Here is an 18,194-nt window from a genome sequence, read left to right as displayed (position 1 = left end):
TCTTCCAGGAAAAAAGATAATATCAAAAGGAAATCATGATTATTGGTGGGGAAGTATTAGTAAATTAAATAGTATGTTTGAAAATACAAAATTCCTTCAAAATAATTTTTATGAATATGGTGAATATGCTATATGTGGAACAAGGGGATGGATATGTCCAGGTAGTGATAGATTTACTTCTCATGATGAAAAGATATATTTAAGAGAAGGGATTAGACTTAAGCTTTCTTTAGATGAAGCAAAGAAAAATGGGTTTAATAAGTTTATTGTAATGCTACACTATCCTCCAACTAATGAAAAATTTATGCCATCACAATTTACAGAAATATGTACAGAATATGGTGTTGAAAAAGTAATTTATGGTCATCTTCATGGTAAATGCTTAAATAGAGTTTTAGAAGGTGAATTCAATGGAGTTGAATATATAATGACAGCAGCTGATTTTATAGATTTTAACCCAAAACTTATAAAAGAATAATTGTAAAACTTTAAAATTATACTATTAAGGTTAGTTTATAATGATAGATTACATATAATGAAGTTTTTGGTATAATATCATTGTAGTAATAAGAATAGGTGGGTTATTTATGGCGATTAATGATTGGAAGAGTTTTTTAATGCCCTATGAACAGGCAGTAGATGAATTAAAGGTTAAGCTAAGAAGTATAAGAAAAGAATATAGAAAGAGAAAAGAATATTCTCCAATTGAATTCGTTACTGGAAGAGTTAAGGAAGTATCAAGTATTTTAGAAAAAGCTAATAAATTTGGTATTCCTGTAGATAGAATAAGATTTGAAATGGAAGATATAGCTGGTATAAGGGTTATGTGTCAATTTGTTGATGACATAGATAAAGTTGTTGAGTTAATAAGAGAAAGACAAGATATGCAGGTTCTATATGAGAAAGATTATGTTAGAGGGGTAAAATCTAGTGGATATAGAAGTTATCATGTTATAATTAAGTATACTGTAAATATGGTAGATGGGCCACTTGATATATTAGCAGAATTTCAAATAAGAACACTTGCTATGAATTTCTGGGCAACAATAGAGCATTCATTAAACTATAAATATAAACAACAAATCCCAGTAGAGCTTAAACAAAAATTAAAAAGTGCAGCAGATGCGGCATTTAAGCTTGATGAGGAAATGTTAGAAATAAAAGATGAAATAAAAGATGCCCAAAAGTTATTTGAAGTAAAATCAGCTATTATTTCAGATATAATGAATCAAATTCTGGTACTAATATCATTAGGAAAAATTCCAGAAGCAAGTAGACATGAAAAGTCCTTAAATAAATTAATTGAAGATGGGGATGTTTGGGAGCTTAATAATCTACTTACTTCAATAAAAAAAGAAATCGATAGGTATAAAGATTAAAGAAAAATCAGTGTATATTTAAATCTAAAATATATGCTGATTTTTATTTAAATATTTATGAGGTGTTACAATGGATGAAAAAAATATAATAAAAATTATAGAGCAACAACCAATGAAAATTGGAGAAATAGAAAATCAAACTGAAGAGATGAAAATAGCAGCACTTAAATCAAGTGGTATGGCTATAAAATTTATTAAAAATCCAAGTATTGAGCTTCAAAAATTGGCTATAAAAAATGATCCATTATCAATAGAATATATTGATAATTTAGATGAAGAAGTTGCGATACTTGCAGTTAGAACGTTATGGAATGCATTAAGATATATAAAAAATCCAAGTAAGAAGGTGATAGAAGAAGCTATAAAAACAAAAGGATGGGCAATTCAATATGTAGAAAATCCAAGTGAAGATATGCAAATTTTAGCTGTGTCTAAAGATTATGATTCAATAAAGTATATAGAAAATCCAAGTGAAAATGTACAAGAAATAGCAGTTAAAAACTATTGGGGAGCTATAAAGTTTATAAAAAATCCTACGCTTAATGTAAAAAGGCTTGCAGTAATTAGTCATGATGAAGCTATAAATTATATAAATAATTATTCATATGATGATATTAAGTTTTTTATAAAAGATAACATAAATGTAGTTAAGTATATTTATGAAAGTATAGATCCAGAACTTGTAGTTGATGTATTAATAGAAAAGCTTAATAATCATGAAATGACTAAAGAATATATGAAAAATTTCTTAGATTTAGAAATTTTAGAAATGGATAAGATAGCTTTTATTAGAGAGTACGGAGATAAAAAAACAAAGAAACTTTTAGTGGATTGTAAGCTTTAGGAGGAATGTATATATGAGATATTCAGAAGTTTTAAGTGCAGCAGAATTAATTATGGAAGCAAATGATGTTCCTTTAATTGTTGGAGAAAGTGGAATAGGTAAGACAGCATTAGCACGTGAAATTGCTAATAAAAATGATTATGAGCTTATTACAATTGACGCTAATTTGTTAAAAGAAGGGGAAATAGGAGGTCTTCCAACTGTTGAAAATGGTAAGACTAAATATGCAACTCATACTAAACTTGCAGAAATACAAGAGTATACAAATAAAAATAAATCAGTATTACTTTTTATAGATGAGTTAAATAGATGTGAGCATGCAGTACAACAAGAGCTTATGAATCTAATTTTAAATAGAGAAATAAATGGCTTTGCTCTAAATGATAATGTAAAAATACTTGCAGCTATGAATCCATCAAATAAATATGAAAATTATAGAGATAGTGAATATGCAGTAGTTGATATGGACCAAGCACAAGAAGATAGATTTGTTTGGTTAGATATGGATGTTGATGTAAAGGAATGGATTAAATGGGGAATGAGTAAAAAGGGAAATATAGATGAAGATATAATTGAATTTATATCAACTTTTCCAGAATACCTTAGTACACCACATTCAAGAGATAGCATAAAGGCAACACCAAGAAGTTATGAAAGAGTTTCAAAAGCATATAAAATATATAAGAAAAATAAAGAGAAATATTCTTTTGATGTATTTTTAAGTACTGTTAAAGGAAATTTAGGAGTTAGTATATCAACTGATTTTGCAAGTTTTATAAAAAGTAAGAAAAAACCAATGATTAAGGCAGAAGAAGTATTTAGTTATGATATACTTCCAAATCATATAAAAGAAGAGATTGAAGTTGAAAATAATTCAAGACTTTATATTTTAGCAAAGACATGTTTACTTTATCTTGATGAATTAAATAAATTTAATAATGAACTTTCAGTATTTGGAGAGATGCTAAAGTATTATCCAAGAGATTTAAGACTTGGAATAATGAAAGAAATTAAGCATGAAGGAAGTAAGAAAGTTTATGAAGGCCTATTAGATCAAGATGAGTTTTTAGATGCATTTTTTGATATATATGAATATTAAATTTGATAAAGATAAACTTATATATTAGGAGAAATAAAATGGCTAAAACATTTGATGATAAAAGAGAGCTTTTATTAAAGGAAGCTCTAAACTTTAATAATATAAATGATGTTTCAAGTAAGTTTAAAAGAGAGTTTTTTGATTTAGTTCAAATGATAATAATAAATCAAATAGAGGTTGAAGAAAGCTTTTTTGGAAACTTTATGCTTAAGGTAGATAGAGATATTAAGTTAGATATATCATGGCCACTTGCAACTGTTCCAACTATAGATGGTTTTAAAATGTATTTTAATCCTATATTATTTTTAAATAACTCAATGAGAGAGATGGTTGCTCTTTTTAAGCATGAAATATATCATATAATGTTTAATCATTATGAAAGAGAAAAAGAACTTAAAAACTCTTATAGTAAAGAAGCTGTAAGTGTTGCAATGGATATTTCAATCAATCAGTTTATAAAGCATTTACCTATGGAGTGCAAGAGAATTGATTCTGCTAAGATGGAATATAATATAGATTTAGAAGAAGATATGCCTATTGAGTATTATGCAAAACAAATTGATTATGCTATAAAAAAGAAAGAAGAAAGAAATAAAAAGAAAAAGAAAAGCAGTGATAAGATTAAAAGAGAATATGATATAGAATCAGCTCATGATATTTGGGAAAATATAAATATAGAAAAAGATAGGATAAAGGAATTAACAAAGAAAACAGCAATAAGTTCTGTAAAGGGAGATACTCCTAATAGTATATTAGAAGTAATAGAGAAGTATAAAGAAAAAGAAGAAATAAATTGGCAAGAAGCTTTAAAAAGGCTTCTACCGACTATAAAAAGTGGCTATAAAAAAACAGTTGTTAGAAGAGATAGAAGACAGCCAGATAGGATTGATCTTAGAGGAGTTTTAAGAGATTCTATTCCAGAAGTAATTGTTGCAATTGATATTAGTGCTAGTATGAATGAAGATGATGTTCATAAAGTAATGGTTGAAATACTTGCTATAACTAGAAGCAGAGTAGATAAGATTAAAGTGATTGAATGTGATGATGAAATAAGACGAGTTTATGATATTAAAACTCCTAAAGATATAAAAGATAGGAGCAATAAAAATGGAGCAACTAAGTTTTCACCAGTATTTGAATATATAAAGGAAAATAATCTTTCTGATAGATTACTCATTTATTTTACAGATGGTGTAGGAGAAGATGAATTAAGTATAAAGCCTACTTGTAGAAATGTTATATGGGTATTAACTGGAGAAAATGAACTTTCATTAAAAGAAAAATTTGGTGTTATAAAACGTATAGAAAGCAAAAAGAAAGTTGGAGAAGGCGGATCAGCAGCACTTGAAATGTTAAGAGAAGTTCAATGTGAATGGTATAAGTAAGATAGAAAATGGGTAGTATTTTTAATACTATCCATTAATTTTTTATTAAAAACTAAAGATAATAAATTAAAGAATATATGATAAATTTACCAAGAAAATTTGTAAAATTAATTTACAATATGTACTTTATGTTAAAAAGTGTAAAAAATAATAAATATTAAAAAATATAAATGAAAATATGTATAATATATAGATATAACGTAGTAATAAATATGTAAATTTTCTAGGATTTTTGATATAGTATATAAATATGCATAAATTAAAGCGTTATCATTAAGAAAAATATATTCTTAGATGAAAATATATTATTAAGTGAGAATATATTCTTAAGTGAAAATATATTCTTAAGTGAAAATATATTCTTAAGTGAAAATATATTTTCGAATGATAATTAATTTTCAGATGATATTTAAATTCATCTTAGAATATTTAAATTTACAGGAGGATATTATGAAGAAAAAGTATTTAGGGGTATTATTGGTTTTTTGTTTACTTATATCTTCATTAGTTGGATGTGGCAATAAAAATAACACATCTTCTAGTAATGGAAATAAAGAATTAACACTACTTTATATGTTTAAAACTAATAACTTAGACCCACACGTTGATCAGTATTACATATCATTAGCAGCTGGAATTGTTGAAACTTTAGTAAAGGTGGATAAGGACCTTTCAATTAAGCCATGGCTTTTAAAGAGTTGGGATACCAATGATTCTATAAATTGGACTTTTACTTTAAAAGATAATGTAACTTTCCAAGATGGTACTAAATTAGATGCTGAAATGGTAAAAAGAAATATTGAAGATGTTATATCTAAAAATCCAGGAATTAAGAAATTATTAGATATAAAATCAATGAAAGCAGAAGGACAAGTCCTTAAGATTACTACAAATAAGGAAAATCCATCACTGCCATCAGAATTTGTACATCCTAATACAGCGATTATAAATATGGATGCAAAGAATCAAAATACAGATCCAATAGGAACAGGTGCTTTTAAAGTTGAAAAGTTTATTCCAAATTCATCAATTCAATTAGTTAAAAATTCTAACTATTGGGATGGAGACGTAAAGCTAGATAAAGTTAATTTCCAATTTAATGAGGATGCAAATTCTAGAATACAAGCTCTTCAATCAGGTCAAGCAGATGTTATTTACAGAATACCTACAGAATCAATAGGTGTGTTAAATAAAAATACAAATGTTAAGGTAATGAGTGAGTCAAGCTTACGTTGTGATGAAGTTATGTATAATCAAGATAATAAAATCCTTCAAAATGCAGAAGTTAGAAAAGGCTTAGATTCACTTATTGATAGAAAAGAAATTGTTAATAAGATTATGGATGATAATGCAAGTGTAACTTATGGACCATATATTAAAGGAACTCCTTTTTCAATAAACTTTACTGAAAATCCTTATGGAACTAAAGAAGCATTAGAACACTTTGAAAAAGCAGGGCTTAAGATAAAAGATGGCAAGGTATATAACAAAGATGGTAATCCATTAAAATTAAATGTTGTTACTTATTCTAATAGACCAGAATTACCTAAGATAGCACAAGTAATCCAATCAAAAGCAAAAGAAGTTGGTATAGACATGGAGATATCTGTAGTAGAAAATATAGACCAATATCTTAATGATAATAATAATTGGGATCTTGCAGTTTATTCAATAATTACAAATCCAAGAGGAGATGCTAGTTATTTCTTAAATGCTGCATATAAGTCAAATAGTATTTCAAATCATGGTCATATAAATAATAAAAAATTAGATTCAATTATAGATAAATTCAATACATGCTCAAACACTACAGAAAGAAATGAATTAGCAAAAGATGCGCTTAGAATAGTAAATGATGAAACTTATAGTTCATATATATTATTTTCTAATTTAACAGCAGCTTTCGATTCTAGAGTTAGCAATTTAACTTTAAGTCAATATGAATATTATGTATTAGATAAGGACGTAGATATTAAATGATAAAAACTATATCAGAAAAAATCTTTAAAGTTGTATTTTTTCTATTTCTATTATCGATATTTAGTTTTTTAATTGTAAAGTTAGCACCAGGCGATCCCACAATGAGTATGCTTCGTATTGATGATATAGCAGCTACTAAAGAAGAAATAGCAAATTTAAAGGCACAGTTAGGTTATGATAAGCCTTTATTAATTCAATATTTTATTTGGCTTAGTCATGTTGTAAGATTAGACTTTGGCAATTCTCTTATAACTGGACAGCCAGCTATAAATACATTATTAGATGCAATTCCACCTACATTAGAAATAATGTTAGGTTCTATAATAGTTACTATTATAATATCATTGCCTCTTGGGATTATATCAGCTCTTAATCCCAAGGGTATTATAAATAAGATAAGTGAAGTGTTTGTTGCAGTAGGCTCATCAATGCCAGCATTTTTTATAGGATTTTTACTTGTTGAATTATTTTGTGTAAAGCTTAGAATTTTACCTTCTATGGGAATGGGAGGAATTGAATATATGATATTACCTAGTGTAACACTTGGCATATCAATGGCTCCTCTTTATGTAAAAGTTATTAAAAGTAGCATTATGGAAAGTAAAAGCAAAGATTTTATAAAATCTGCAAAAGCAAGAGGAATATATAGTAAAAGAATATTTTTATTTCACATATTAAGAGATAGTTTAATACCTATAATAACTGTCTTTGGATTAAGTCTTGGAAGCCTTATGGGTGGAACTGTTATAATTGAAGTTTTATTCTCCTATTCTGGAGTAGGTCAACTTGCAATGCAAGCAATAACTAAAAGAGATTATTCTGTAATACAAGCGTTTATATTATTTACTGGAATATGTGTATTTGTAATTAATAGAATAGTTGATATTTCATATAAATTCATAGACCCTTCAATCAGAATAAAAGGAGGGGAATAGTAACTTGAAGATTAAATTTGATTTTAGAGTAGTATTTTTTATTGTAGTTTTAGCTACAGCAGTTATTGGAAAATTTTATACTCCATATGATCCAAATTTAGTTGATATGGGAAATATATTATTAAATCCAAGCATGCATCACTTATTAGGAACTGATTATTTAGGAAGAGATTTATTTTCTAGGATATTAGCAGGTGCATGGACTACTGTTAGTACCAGTTTAATGATATTGATTTTATCAATTATGATAGGAGTAACTTTAGGCTTAATTGCAGGATATATAGGAGGAAAGACAGATTGGATTATAATGAGATTTATTGATTCATTTGTAGCATTTCCAGATTACATAATTGCAATAGTTATTAGTGGAATTCTTGGGGGAGGAACTACAAACCTCATAATAGCTATAGTGTGTATTAAATGGATAGCTTATGCTAGAGTTACAAGAGCGCAAGTTAAAGTTGAAAAATCCAAGGATTATATTGCAATGGCAAAAATAAATGGAGTAAGTAATTTTAATATATTAATAAAGCATTTATTACCACATGTTTTTGAAGAAATAGTAGCTATGGCTACTGCTGATATGGGAAAGGTTGTGCTAATTATTGCATCATTATCTTATATTGGCTTAGGTGTACAACCTCCTAATCCAGAATGGGGATATATTTTAAATGAAGGAAGAACTTATTTTGCTACAAATCCTATTTTAATGATTGCACCAGGGGTTGCTATAGTTTTAGTAGTACTTTCTACAAATTTACTAGGAAATTATATTTCTGAAAAAATTAGAGATAGAAAGTAATAAGAAGGGGTGTTTATTTTGAATGTATTAGATGTAAAAGGCTTAACTATAGAAGATGAAAATAGAGTAATAGTAAATAACATAAGCTTTTCACTAAATTCTGGGCAGTGGCTAGCACTTATAGGGGAAAGTGGTAGTGGTAAAAGCATTACAGCGTCTTCTATTGGTAGATTATTAAATGAAGGGCTTAAAATAACCTCTGGTAATATTAAGCTAGATAAGTATGACATAATGAAACTTAATGAAAATGAATTAAGAAACATAAGAGGAAGTGAAATTTCTTATGTATTTCAAGATTATCAAAATGCATTAACACCATTTATAAAAATAGGAAAACAAATTGATGAATTTATAAAGTGCCATGTTAAAGATTTAGATAAAGAGACAAGAAAACAAATGATAATAGACACATTAAACGACGTAGGATTAGATGGAAAAAGTGTATTTAGAAAATATCCATTTCAATTAAGTGGAGGTCAAATGCAAAGAGTTGCAATTGCTCAAGCAATAATTCTAAAGCCAAAGCTTTTAATAGCAGATGAAGCAACCACTGCTTTAGATGCCATTACTACAATTAAAATATTAGATTTATTAAATGAAATAAAAGAAAAAACAAATTGTGCATTACTTTTTATAACACATGACTTAAGAAGTGCTAGAAAATATGCTGACAAGGTATCGATTATGTATAAGGGTGAAATTATTGAAAATGGAAGTTTTAAAGAAATAGTAGAAAATCCTAAACATGATTATACAAAAAACTTATTTGCATCTATTATACCTATGGAAGATGTTCCAGATCGTTTAAAGATAATAGAAGATTATTCTATGAGATGATTATGAAAAGGAGCATATAAAATGGTTAATAAGAATAACGATAAAGTATTAGTTAGTGTAAAAAATGTAGTAAAGAGATATGAAAAAAATAATATTATTTTAAATGATGTTTCTTTTGATATAAAAGAAGGAGAGTGCCTTGGATTAGCCGGTGAATCTGGTTGTGGTAAAAGTACATTATCTAAATGCATACTTGGTCTTGAAAAAATAGATAGTGGTGAAATAATTTTTGCGGGAGATAAAATTCAAAATAGAAGAAGTTTAAGACCCAAAAAAGGAAAAAGAATTATACAAGCTGTCTTTCAAAATCCAACTTCAGCTTTAAATCCTAGGATGAAAATAATAGATTCATTAATGGAACCTTTAGATAATCAACCTTGGATTAAGCCATCTTTTTTAAAAGATGTGAGAGGGGATAGAAGAAAAATTGCTGAAAAGTTAATGAGTATGGTTAAGTTAAAGAAAGAATATTTAGATGTTTATCCAAGTTCATTATCAGGGGGAGAAAAACAAAGGGTAATAATTGCTAGAGCTATAAGCGTAGAACCTGCATTAATAATTTTAGATGAACCAACTGCTAGTTTAGATGTATCAATCCAAGCTAGAGTATTAAATTTATTAAAGGACTTACAAGAAGAATTAAATTTATCATATTTATTCATATCACATGATTTAAGTGCAGTAAATTTCATGTGTAAAAGAATAATAGTTATGAAAAAAGGTATTATTGTTGATGAATTTAATAGAGATGAAAAATTTAGTGATAAAAGAAATGAATATACAAAAGAATTATTAAAAGGGTTTATGTATTAAAATAAATCAGATAGATATATAAAGGAGAATTTTATTATGGGTAAGGAAATTAAGAATTATTGGGATAAGAGATCAAATTCATATAGTGATATGATAAAGGATGAACTAAATTCATTTAAAAGAGAAGCTTGGATGAATTTAATTAGAGAAAAATTAGAAGGAAAAGATAAGGTAAAGGCATTAGATGTAGGAGCAGGTCCAGGATTTTTATCTATAATCATGGATAAGATGGGTTATGAAGTTACAGCTCTAGATTTATCAGATCAAATGATAAAAGAAGCAAAAGAAAATGCAAAAGTTGCAGGTTGTGATATAAGATTTATAAATAATGATATTGCTTTATTAGATTCAAATGAAAAGTTTGATTTAATAGTAAGTAGAAATGTTACATGGACATTAGAAGAACCTGAAGAAGTATATAAAGGATGGTTTGATCTTTTAAATGACGATGGTGTATTAATAATATTTGATGCTAATTGGTATTTAAGATTAAGCAAGGATAGCCTTAAAGATGAATATGAACATGATATGGAAGAGGCACTTAAAATGGGTTATGATGACGGAACTACAGAAAGTCAATGTGAAGAGTGTGAAGCTATAGCTAAAAGATTACCTATGACATATAATGAAAGACCTACTTGGGATAAAAAAGTATTAAAAGAGATTGGTTTTAATAAAATTGTAATTGATAGTAATATTTCAAATAAAATATATACTGAAGTTGAACTAAAGGCATATGAAACAACACCTATGTTTAGTATTGCTGCATATAAATAAATCTATAGTTACATATTAAAGAAATAGAATTAAAAAAGCGTAGTTTATACTACGCTTTTTATAATAATTAAAGTATTTAATTTATTAGAATTAGTGACATCCGCCGCCACATGAACCGCATCCGCCTTCTGGAGCGATAACTGGTTTTAAGCTTAATCCATTTCCGTTATTTTCTTCTGAAGATAATAATATGAATCCACCAAATTCAGCTATTAATCTTTTTTCTATTATAAAGTTAACATCATTAACTACTTCTACTACGTCATCATCAGTTGATTCGTCAATAGTTATATTAAATACTGGACCGCTGCAAGCCATTCCAGCTAAGTTAATTCTTATGTTGTAGCTTTCAACTTTATTTTCATCTAAGAATTCTTTGAATTCTTTGTAAGCTTGTTCACTTATTGTAATATTTTTCATTTTTTACACCTATCCTTATTATATTAATAAAAATCATCTTTAAATATATTATACCATAATTTAATTCAAAGTAAACTAGTCAGAATTAGAAATATTTATGTACAATAAAAAAAATAAAGGTATACTAGATTTTAGAGCGAATTTATTATATAAGTAAGAGGATATAAAAAAATATTATATAGAGACAGAAAGGATGGTTTTTAGTGAAACCATATGATAAAAATTTTATATTAGAAAAAATAAGAGAGTATAATGAAAAAATTCATGAAGGTAAAGTAAATCATCATGAAATACTAAAGATAGATGGAAGAAAAAGATTAGATTCTGGATATCTTTATGAACATAAAGAAAGTATAGATGAAGATATTTTAGAACTTTTCGGAAATGATAAATTTTGGATGAGACTTGGACCAAAAGAAATAGAAAGCTCGTATGGGATAATAAATGCAGCACATGGAAGAGTTGGAATTGTTGGGCTTGGACTTGGATATATAGCTCAAGAGATGGCTAAAAATGATAAGGTTTCAGAAGTAGTTGTTTATGAGTTTGAAAAGGATATAATAGAGCTTTATAAAAAGAATTTTGGAGAAAATGAAAAAATAAAAATAATAAATGAAGATGCCTATAAGATTAAAGGTGAAAAGTTTGATTACTTTTATGTAGATATATATGAATATAAACTTACAGAGCAAGTAGTTAGTGATTATAAGCATTTTAATGATGCATTAGAAATTGAAGATTATGTTTTCTGGGGAGTTGAACATTTCCTATTAAGTTGTAGATATGAAGAAATAGTATGGGTATATATTCCAGAGATATGGATGGAGCTTAGCAAAAAAGCATTTGTATCTCTTCAAGAATCAGGATATTTAAAATACTATAAACAATTAGATAGTAAGATTGTCAAAAAAGTACTTGAGAAGTTTAAAGCGATATTAAATGCAAATATGGAATAATTTTAATTATTCAAATGAATAAATAATCATAATAATTCCTAAAATAATAGAGTATGTAAATTAAGATACTACTTAGGAGGTTTATTATGAAGGTTACTAACTCAGAAGAACTTTATAAAAAGATAGAAGAGCTTAGAGAGGCTCAAAAGAAATTTGCTACATATACTCAAGATCAAGTTGATGATATATTTAGAGCAGCTGCTATGGCTGCAAATAATGCAAGAATAAAACTTTCAAAAATAGCTGTTGAAGAAAGTGGAATGGGAATAGTTGAAGATAAAGTTATTAAGAATCATTTTGCAGCAGAATATATTTATAATCAATATAAAGATATGAAAACTTGTGGAATAATAGAAAAAGATAATACATTTGGAATTACAAAGGTTGCAGAACCAATAGGGGTTGTTGCAGCTATTGTACCAACTACAAATCCTACATCAACAGCTATATTTAAGATTTTAATATCTCTTAAAACAAGAAACGCAATAATAATATCACCTCATCCAAGAGCAAAGAAAGCAACAATTGAAGCGGCTAAAATAATACTAGATGCAGCGGTTAAAGCAGGAGCGCCTTCTAATATTATTGGATGGATTGATGAACCATCTGTTGAACTTTCTCAAAAGGTTATGCATGAAGCTGATATAATTTTAGCAACTGGAGGACCTGCAATGGTTAAAGCAGCTTATTCATCAGGAAAGCCAGCTATTGGTGTTGGAGCTGGAAATACACCAGCTATAATTGACGAAACAGCTCATATTAAGATGGCAGTAAATTCAATCTTATTATCTAAGACTTTTGACAATGGTGTTATATGTGCATCAGAACAAAGTATTATTGTTATGGATGAAGTTTATAATGAAGTTCGTGCAGAACTTATGAATAGAGGAGCATATGTTTTAAATAATAGAGAATGCGATAAAGTAAAGAATATTATTTTAAATGAAAAAGGTGGGCTTAATTCTCAAATAGTTGGTCAATCTGCATATAATATTGCAAAGATGGCAGGAGTTAAAGTTCCAGAGGATGCTAAAGTTTTAGTTGGAGAAGTTGAATCTGTAGAACTTGAAGAACCATTTTCTCATGAAAAGTTATCACCTATATTGGCTATGTATAGAGTGAAAAGTTTTGATGAAGCATTAAAGAAGGCATCAAGGCTTATAGAACTTGGAGGTTTTGGTCATACTTCTGTTCTTTATACAAATCAAATAAAATCAAAAGACAGAATTGATAAATTTGGAACAACTATGAAAACTGCGAGAACATTAGTAAATATGCCTTCTTCTCAAGGTGCAATTGGTGATATTTTCAACTTTAAATTAGCACCATCTCTTACTCTTGGTTGTGGATCATGGGGAGGAAACTCAGTTTCAGAAAATGTTGGGCCTAAGCACTTATTAAACATTAAAAGTGTAGCTGAGAGGAGAGAGAATATGTTATGGTTTAGAGTACCTGAAAAAACTTACTTTAAATATGGCTGTTTGCCTGTAGCACTTAAAGAGTTACAAGATATGGGTAAGAAAAAAGCATTTATAGTAACAGACAAAGTGTTATTTGAACTTGGATATGTTGATAAGGTTACAGAAGTTTTAGGAGAATGCAATATTGAATATAAAGTATTTACAGATGTTGAACCTGACCCAACGCTTTCATCAGCAAGGATGGGAGCAAAGCAAATGCTTTCATTTAATCCTGATGTAATAATTGCAATTGGTGGTGGTTCACCAATGGATGCGGCTAAGATAATGTGGATAATGTATGAGCATCCAGATGTTAAGTTTGATGAACTAGCAATGAGATTTATGGATATAAGAAAGAGAGTATTTAAGTTCCCAGAGCTAGGAAATAAAGCAATGATGGTATCAATACCAACATCAGCAGGTACAGGATCAGAAGTTACTCCTTTTGCAGTCATAACTGATGAAAAAACAGGTATTAAATATCCATTAGCAGATTATGAATTAACTCCTAACATGGCTATAATTGATACTGCACTTATGATGAATATGCCAAAGAGCTTAACAGCAGCTTCAGGTATAGATGTGTTAGTTCATGCACTAGAAGCATACGTATCTGTTCTTGCTTCTGAATTTACAAATGGATTAGCACTTGAATCAATTAGATTAGTATTTAAATACTTACCAGTTTGTTATTTAAATGGTGCAGAAAATGTTAAAGCTAGAGAAAAAATGGCTCATGCTGCATCTATGGCAGGTATGGCTTTTGCAAATGCTTTCTTAGGAGTTTGTCATTCAATGGCACATAAATTAGGAGCGTTCCATCATATACCTCATGGTGTAGCAAATGCAGTTTTAATTAAAGAAGTTATAAAATTTAATGCAACTGATGCTCCAAGAAAACAAGCAGCATTTCCACAATATAAATATCCAAATGCTAAATGGAGATATGCAAGAATTGCTGGATATTTAGGTCTTCCAGGAGAAAATGATGATGAAAAGGTAGAAAGTTTATTAAAAGCTATAGATGATTTATGTGAAACTTTAAAGATGCCAAAATCAATTAAAGAAGCAGGAATTTCAGAAGATAAATTCTATGCAACTTTAGATGAAATGGTAGAACAGGCATTTGATGATCAATGTACTGGAGCAAATCCAAGATATCCATTAATGAGTGAAATAAAACAAATGTATATAAATGCATATAATGGATATAGCAATAAGGAAAATAATATAGAAGTAGAAGATAATGAAAATAATTCAGAAGCTTAAAAAGAATAAGTAAAGCCTATATTAGGCTTTACTTATTCTTTTTTATTTAATTTATAGAAATATTAAACAAATTGGAATTAAGATAACTAAAATTATAAGCCAAACTGTTTTTTTTGCCCAATTTATTGCAAATCCATTTCCAGATCTTCTTTTTAGAAAGATTGATGGGTCTTTTGGATTATAATAAAATACACCAAATTTCCAAAGAGAAGAATTATTTTGGAAAATAGAATTATTAGAATTTAAAGTTACAATAATTTTATGATTTATTATTAGGTAGTTAGCATATATATTAAATACTATAAATATAGTAAAAAGTATAAATAGATTTCCATTAAAACAATGACAATGACATTTAAATAATAAAGCAAATAAAATTAGAGAAGTGATAATGTAATGTTTAAGGTAAAGTTTTATAAAATCAATCTTGGGCTGAAAAGATTGATTTATCTTTACGCCAAAAATTCTATTATCACTATTACTAAGAAAAGGTAAAACACAACCAGCTGAAAATAAGATTAATAAATTAAAATAAAGAATAGTTGTATAAATATTAATACTCATAATATGTACCTCCATAATTTATGGAATTTATAATGTGTAATTTTTATGCTTTTTATACATTTATAAAGAATTAGATTGAATATGGACAAATGATATTGCTTATGAATAAAAGTGTTATGAAGAATATTAGATATAAAAAAGGGGGAGCTTTTATGTATGAAAAACAAATAATGAAGTTATGCATTGAAAGTTGTATAGATGGTATGAAGAATCAAGAAGGAGGACCTTTTGGGGCTGCTATAGTAAAGGATGGCAAAGTATTAGTAATTACACATAATACTGTAATAAAAACAAATGATCCTACAGCTCATGGAGAAATAAATGCAATAAGGGAAGCTTGTAAGAAATTAAATACATTTGATTTATCAGGTTGTGAGCTATATACAACATCTGAGCCATGTCCTATGTGTATGTCAGCTATAATATAGGCTAATATATCTAAAGTGTATTATGCATGTACTGTACAAGATGCTAGAGATATAGGCTTTAGAGATGAACATATATTAAGTTTTCTAAAAAATGATTGTAAAGATAAAAAGACATTAGATTTAGAAGGTGTTGATAAGACGGAAGCTTTAAAGGCATTTGATTTTTGGAAAAAAGACAATTTAAAAACTAACTATTAAAATACTTAATTCTCATATAAATGATATAATTAAAAGCTGTATCAAAACTTTTTAAGTTTGATACAGCTTTTGTATTATTTATCTTATATTATTTTACAACTATATTAACAAGTCTTCCTTTAATAACGATAACTTTAACGATTGTTTTATCGCCAATAGCAGCCTTTACTTTTTCATCAGCAAGAGATTCACTCTTTATTCCTTCTTCATCTAAAGAAGAGGCAACCATTATTTTATTTTTGATCTTTCCGTTAACTTGAATAGCTATTTCAACTTCATCTTTAACTAAAGCTTTAGGATCAAACTTTGGCCAAGCTTCATTAAATACTGAAGTAGTATTGTTAAATAAGCTCCATTGTTCTTCTGAGAAGTGTGGTGCAAATGGTGCAAGTATCTTTATGAAGCTTTCACAAACTTCTTTTAAGAATGCAGTATTTTTGACTTCTTCTTTATTATATTTTGATAGAGCATTTACAAATTCCATCATTCTTGCAATTGCAGTATTAAATTGCATCTTTTCGCCATCTTCAGTAACACCTTTAATTGCAGTGTTAAGCCAGAAGTTAAGTTCTTTTTCGGCTTTATCCATAGTTGTTTTTGATTTTCCTGAATTTATAGCTTCTCTTGAAGTTTCAAGATTTCTTTCTATTCTATCTACAAATCTAGCAACTGATTTAATTCCATCATCACTCCAAGCTCCACCTTCAGTGTAAGCAAAACCAAACATTAAGTACATTCTAAATACGTCAGCACCGTATTCTTTGATGTAATCATCTGGTGAAATAGTATTTCCTTTTGACTTACTCATCTTAAGTCCATCTGGTCCTAAGATTAATCCTTGGTGAACTAATGAAGTAAATGGTTCATCAAAGTTTAAGTATCCCATATCTCTAAGAGCTTTAGTTATAAATCTTGCATATAGAAGGTGCATACAAGCATGTTCAGGACCTCCAACATACATATCAACTGGAAGCATCTTATCTATGATTTCCTTATCAAATGCAGCCTTAGTATTTTTGTTATCTGGGTATCTTAAATAGTACCATGATGAACAAACGAATGTATCTAAAGTATCAACTTCTCTTTTAGCTTTTCCTCCACAACATGGGCAAGTAGTGTTTACGAATTCTTCGCACTTAGCTAATGGTGACTTACCATCTGGTGTAAATTCAACATTGTATGGTAATTCAACTGGAAGATCTTTTTCAGGTACTGGAACAGTTCCACATTTTTCACAATATATCATTGGAATTGGAGCACCCCAGTATCTTTGTCTTGATACAAGCCAGTCTCTTAATCTGTAGTTAACCTTTTGGCTACCTTCGTTAGTCTTTTCTAACTTTTCAACTATTTTAACTTTAGCTTCATCTGTAGTTAATCCATCAAATTCTCCTGAATTAACTAATATTCCATGTTCAAAGTATGGAACTACATCAGATCCGTCTTTAGGAGCTATAACTCTGTTTATAGGAAGATTAAACTTGCTTGCAAATGCAAAGTCTCTTTCATCATGAGCTGGAACTGCCATTACAGCACCTGTTCCATAACTAGCTAAAACATAATCTCCAACCCAGATAGGAACTTCTTTTCCATTTATAGGATTTATTGCATAAGCTCCAGTAAATACTCCTGTTTTTTCTTTAGAAATTGATTGTCTTTCTATTTCTGATTGCTTAGCAGTTTCTTCTTTATAAGCTTCAACTGCTGCTTTATTTTCAGGAGTTACTATCTTATCAACTAATTTATTTTCAGGAGCTAAAACAACGTATGAAACTCCATATAATGTATCTACTCTTGTTGTAAATACATCAAAAGTTAAATCGTGATCTTTGATTTTGAATGTAACTTCAGCACCAGTTGATTTACCAATCCAGTGTTTTTGCATTGATACAGTTTTTTCTGGCCAATTAAGTCCATCTAATTTTTCAAGCAATTCATCAGCATAATCAGTGATTTTTAAGAACCATTGAGTTAAATCCTTTTTAGTTACTTCTGTATCACATCTTTCACATAAACCATCAACAACTTGTTCGTTAGCTAAAACTGTG

General features: G+C 28.3%; 16 protein-coding genes and 1 pseudogene. 14 read left to right on the top strand and 3 right to left on the bottom strand.

The window, feature by feature from the left end; all coding sequences use genetic code 11:
• The 11 genes from SPJ33_RS00570 to SPJ33_RS00520 all read left to right on the top strand — a co-directional run.
• A partial coding sequence (locus SPJ33_RS00570) for a metallophosphoesterase (protein WP_321116020.1) occupies positions 1-478 on the top strand: 478 nt, incomplete at its 5' end.
• A 109-nt stretch (positions 479-587) separates the two neighbouring features.
• Positions 588-1,379, top strand: coding sequence for a GTP pyrophosphokinase family protein (locus tag SPJ33_RS00565; protein ID WP_321116019.1), 792 nt, complete (start codon positions 588-590; stop codon positions 1,377-1,379).
• Positions 1,380-1,449: 70 nt separating this feature from the next.
• Positions 1,450-2,223, top strand: a complete 774-nt coding sequence (locus tag SPJ33_RS00560; protein ID WP_321116018.1) for a hypothetical protein — start codon at positions 1,450-1,452, stop codon at positions 2,221-2,223.
• 13 nt (positions 2,224-2,236) lie between these two features.
• A complete protein-coding gene (locus SPJ33_RS00555) occupies positions 2,237-3,322 on the top strand; it encodes an ATP-binding protein (protein ID WP_321116017.1) in 1,086 nt (361 codons plus the stop codon).
• Between the two features lie 38 nt (positions 3,323-3,360).
• The gene (locus SPJ33_RS00550) at positions 3,361-4,707 is read left to right on the top strand and encodes a VWA-like domain-containing protein (RefSeq protein ID WP_321116016.1); all 1,347 of its coding nucleotides are present in this window, start codon (positions 3,361-3,363) and stop codon (positions 4,705-4,707) included.
• A 450-nt stretch (positions 4,708-5,157) separates the two neighbouring features.
• Positions 5,158-6,687, top strand: a complete 1,530-nt coding sequence (gene nikA, locus SPJ33_RS00545) for a nickel ABC transporter substrate-binding protein (protein WP_321116015.1) — start codon at positions 5,158-5,160, stop codon at positions 6,685-6,687.
• Positions 6,684-7,622 (top strand): nickel ABC transporter permease, encoded by a 939-nt coding sequence (nikB, locus tag SPJ33_RS00540; RefSeq protein ID WP_321116014.1) that lies wholly within the window; start codon positions 6,684-6,686, stop codon positions 7,620-7,622. Before nikA ends, nikB begins: the two co-directional genes overlap by 4 nt.
• A 4-nt stretch (positions 7,623-7,626) precedes the next feature.
• Positions 7,627-8,424 carry a nickel transporter permease gene (gene nikC, locus SPJ33_RS00535; RefSeq protein WP_321116013.1) on the top strand — a complete coding sequence of 266 codons (798 nt, stop codon included), beginning with the start codon at positions 7,627-7,629 and terminating at the stop codon, positions 8,422-8,424.
• Positions 8,425-8,442: 18 nt separating this feature from the next.
• Positions 8,443-9,261, top strand: coding sequence for an ABC transporter ATP-binding protein (locus SPJ33_RS00530; RefSeq protein WP_321116012.1), 819 nt, complete (start codon positions 8,443-8,445; stop codon positions 9,259-9,261).
• 21 nt (positions 9,262-9,282) lie between these two features.
• Entirely contained in the window at positions 9,283-10,074 is a 792-nt protein-coding gene (locus SPJ33_RS00525) for a dipeptide/oligopeptide/nickel ABC transporter ATP-binding protein (RefSeq protein WP_321116011.1), read from the top strand.
• A gap of 36 nt (positions 10,075-10,110) precedes the next feature.
• Positions 10,111-10,851: a class I SAM-dependent methyltransferase gene (locus tag SPJ33_RS00520; protein ID WP_321116010.1), complete on the top strand. Its 741-nt coding sequence runs from the start codon at positions 10,111-10,113 to the stop codon at positions 10,849-10,851.
• Positions 10,852-10,941: 90 nt separating this feature from the next.
• Here SPJ33_RS00520 and SPJ33_RS00515 read toward each other — a convergent pair whose 3' ends face one another.
• The gene (locus SPJ33_RS00515; protein WP_321116009.1) at positions 10,942-11,271 is read right to left on the bottom strand and encodes a HesB-like protein; all 330 of its coding nucleotides are present in this window, start codon (positions 11,269-11,271) and stop codon (positions 10,942-10,944) included.
• 203 nt (positions 11,272-11,474) lie between these two features.
• Here SPJ33_RS00515 and SPJ33_RS00510 point away from each other — a divergent pair, with 203 nt between their 5' ends.
• Together SPJ33_RS00510 and adhE are read left to right on the top strand one after the other, a co-directional pair.
• Positions 11,475-12,227 (top strand): hypothetical protein, encoded by a 753-nt coding sequence (locus tag SPJ33_RS00510; protein ID WP_321116008.1) that lies wholly within the window; start codon positions 11,475-11,477, stop codon positions 12,225-12,227.
• Between the two features lie 86 nt (positions 12,228-12,313).
• Positions 12,314-14,956, top strand: coding sequence for a bifunctional acetaldehyde-CoA/alcohol dehydrogenase (adhE, locus tag SPJ33_RS00505; RefSeq protein ID WP_321116007.1), 2,643 nt, complete (start codon positions 12,314-12,316; stop codon positions 14,954-14,956).
• Positions 14,957-15,007: 51 nt separating this feature from the next.
• On the opposite strand, the gene SPJ33_RS00500 is transcribed toward adhE, so the two are convergent.
• Entirely contained in the window at positions 15,008-15,520 is a 513-nt protein-coding gene (locus SPJ33_RS00500; protein WP_321116006.1) for a hypothetical protein, read from the bottom strand.
• A 152-nt stretch (positions 15,521-15,672) separates the two neighbouring features.
• Here SPJ33_RS00500 and SPJ33_RS00495 point away from each other — a divergent pair.
• Positions 15,673-16,146: pseudogene (locus SPJ33_RS00495) on the top strand (nucleoside deaminase).
• Between the two features lie 88 nt (positions 16,147-16,234).
• Here the strand turns inward: SPJ33_RS00495 and leuS are convergent.
• A partial coding sequence (leuS, locus tag SPJ33_RS00490) for a leucine--tRNA ligase (protein ID WP_321116005.1) occupies positions 16,235-18,194 on the bottom strand: 1,960 nt, incomplete at its 5' end.

This window comes from Clostridium sp., assembly GCF_034179595.1.
Classification (GTDB): Bacteria; Bacillota; Clostridia; order Clostridiales; family Clostridiaceae; genus Clostridium.
The sequence above is the reverse complement of the archived record's forward strand: the minus strand, read 5'-3'. Positions and strand labels throughout refer to the sequence as shown.

Excerpts from the sequence above, each read along its gene's own strand:
- nikA (WP_321116015.1), top strand. The coding sequence starts at position 5,158 with ATGAAGAAAAAGTATTTAGGGGTATTATTGGTTTTTTGTTTACTTATA.
- SPJ33_RS00560 (WP_321116018.1), top strand. The coding sequence starts at position 1,450 with ATGGATGAAAAAAATATAATAAAAATTATAGAGCAACAACCAATGAAA.
- SPJ33_RS00515 (WP_321116009.1), bottom strand. The coding sequence starts at position 11,271 with ATGAAAAATATTACAATAAGTGAACAAGCTTACAAAGAATTCAAAGAA.
- adhE (WP_321116007.1), top strand. The coding sequence starts at position 12,314 with ATGAAGGTTACTAACTCAGAAGAACTTTATAAAAAGATAGAAGAGCTT.
- SPJ33_RS00555 (WP_321116017.1), top strand. The coding sequence starts at position 2,237 with ATGAGATATTCAGAAGTTTTAAGTGCAGCAGAATTAATTATGGAAGCA.
- SPJ33_RS00565 (WP_321116019.1), top strand. The coding sequence starts at position 588 with ATGGCGATTAATGATTGGAAGAGTTTTTTAATGCCCTATGAACAGGCA.
- SPJ33_RS00520 (WP_321116010.1), top strand. The coding sequence starts at position 10,111 with ATGGGTAAGGAAATTAAGAATTATTGGGATAAGAGATCAAATTCATAT.
- nikB (WP_321116014.1), top strand. The coding sequence starts at position 6,684 with ATGATAAAAACTATATCAGAAAAAATCTTTAAAGTTGTATTTTTTCTA.
- SPJ33_RS00525 (WP_321116011.1), top strand. The coding sequence starts at position 9,283 with ATGGTTAATAAGAATAACGATAAAGTATTAGTTAGTGTAAAAAATGTA.
- SPJ33_RS00500 (WP_321116006.1), bottom strand. The coding sequence starts at position 15,520 with ATGAGTATTAATATTTATACAACTATTCTTTATTTTAATTTATTAATC.
- SPJ33_RS00550 (WP_321116016.1), top strand. The coding sequence starts at position 3,361 with ATGGCTAAAACATTTGATGATAAAAGAGAGCTTTTATTAAAGGAAGCT.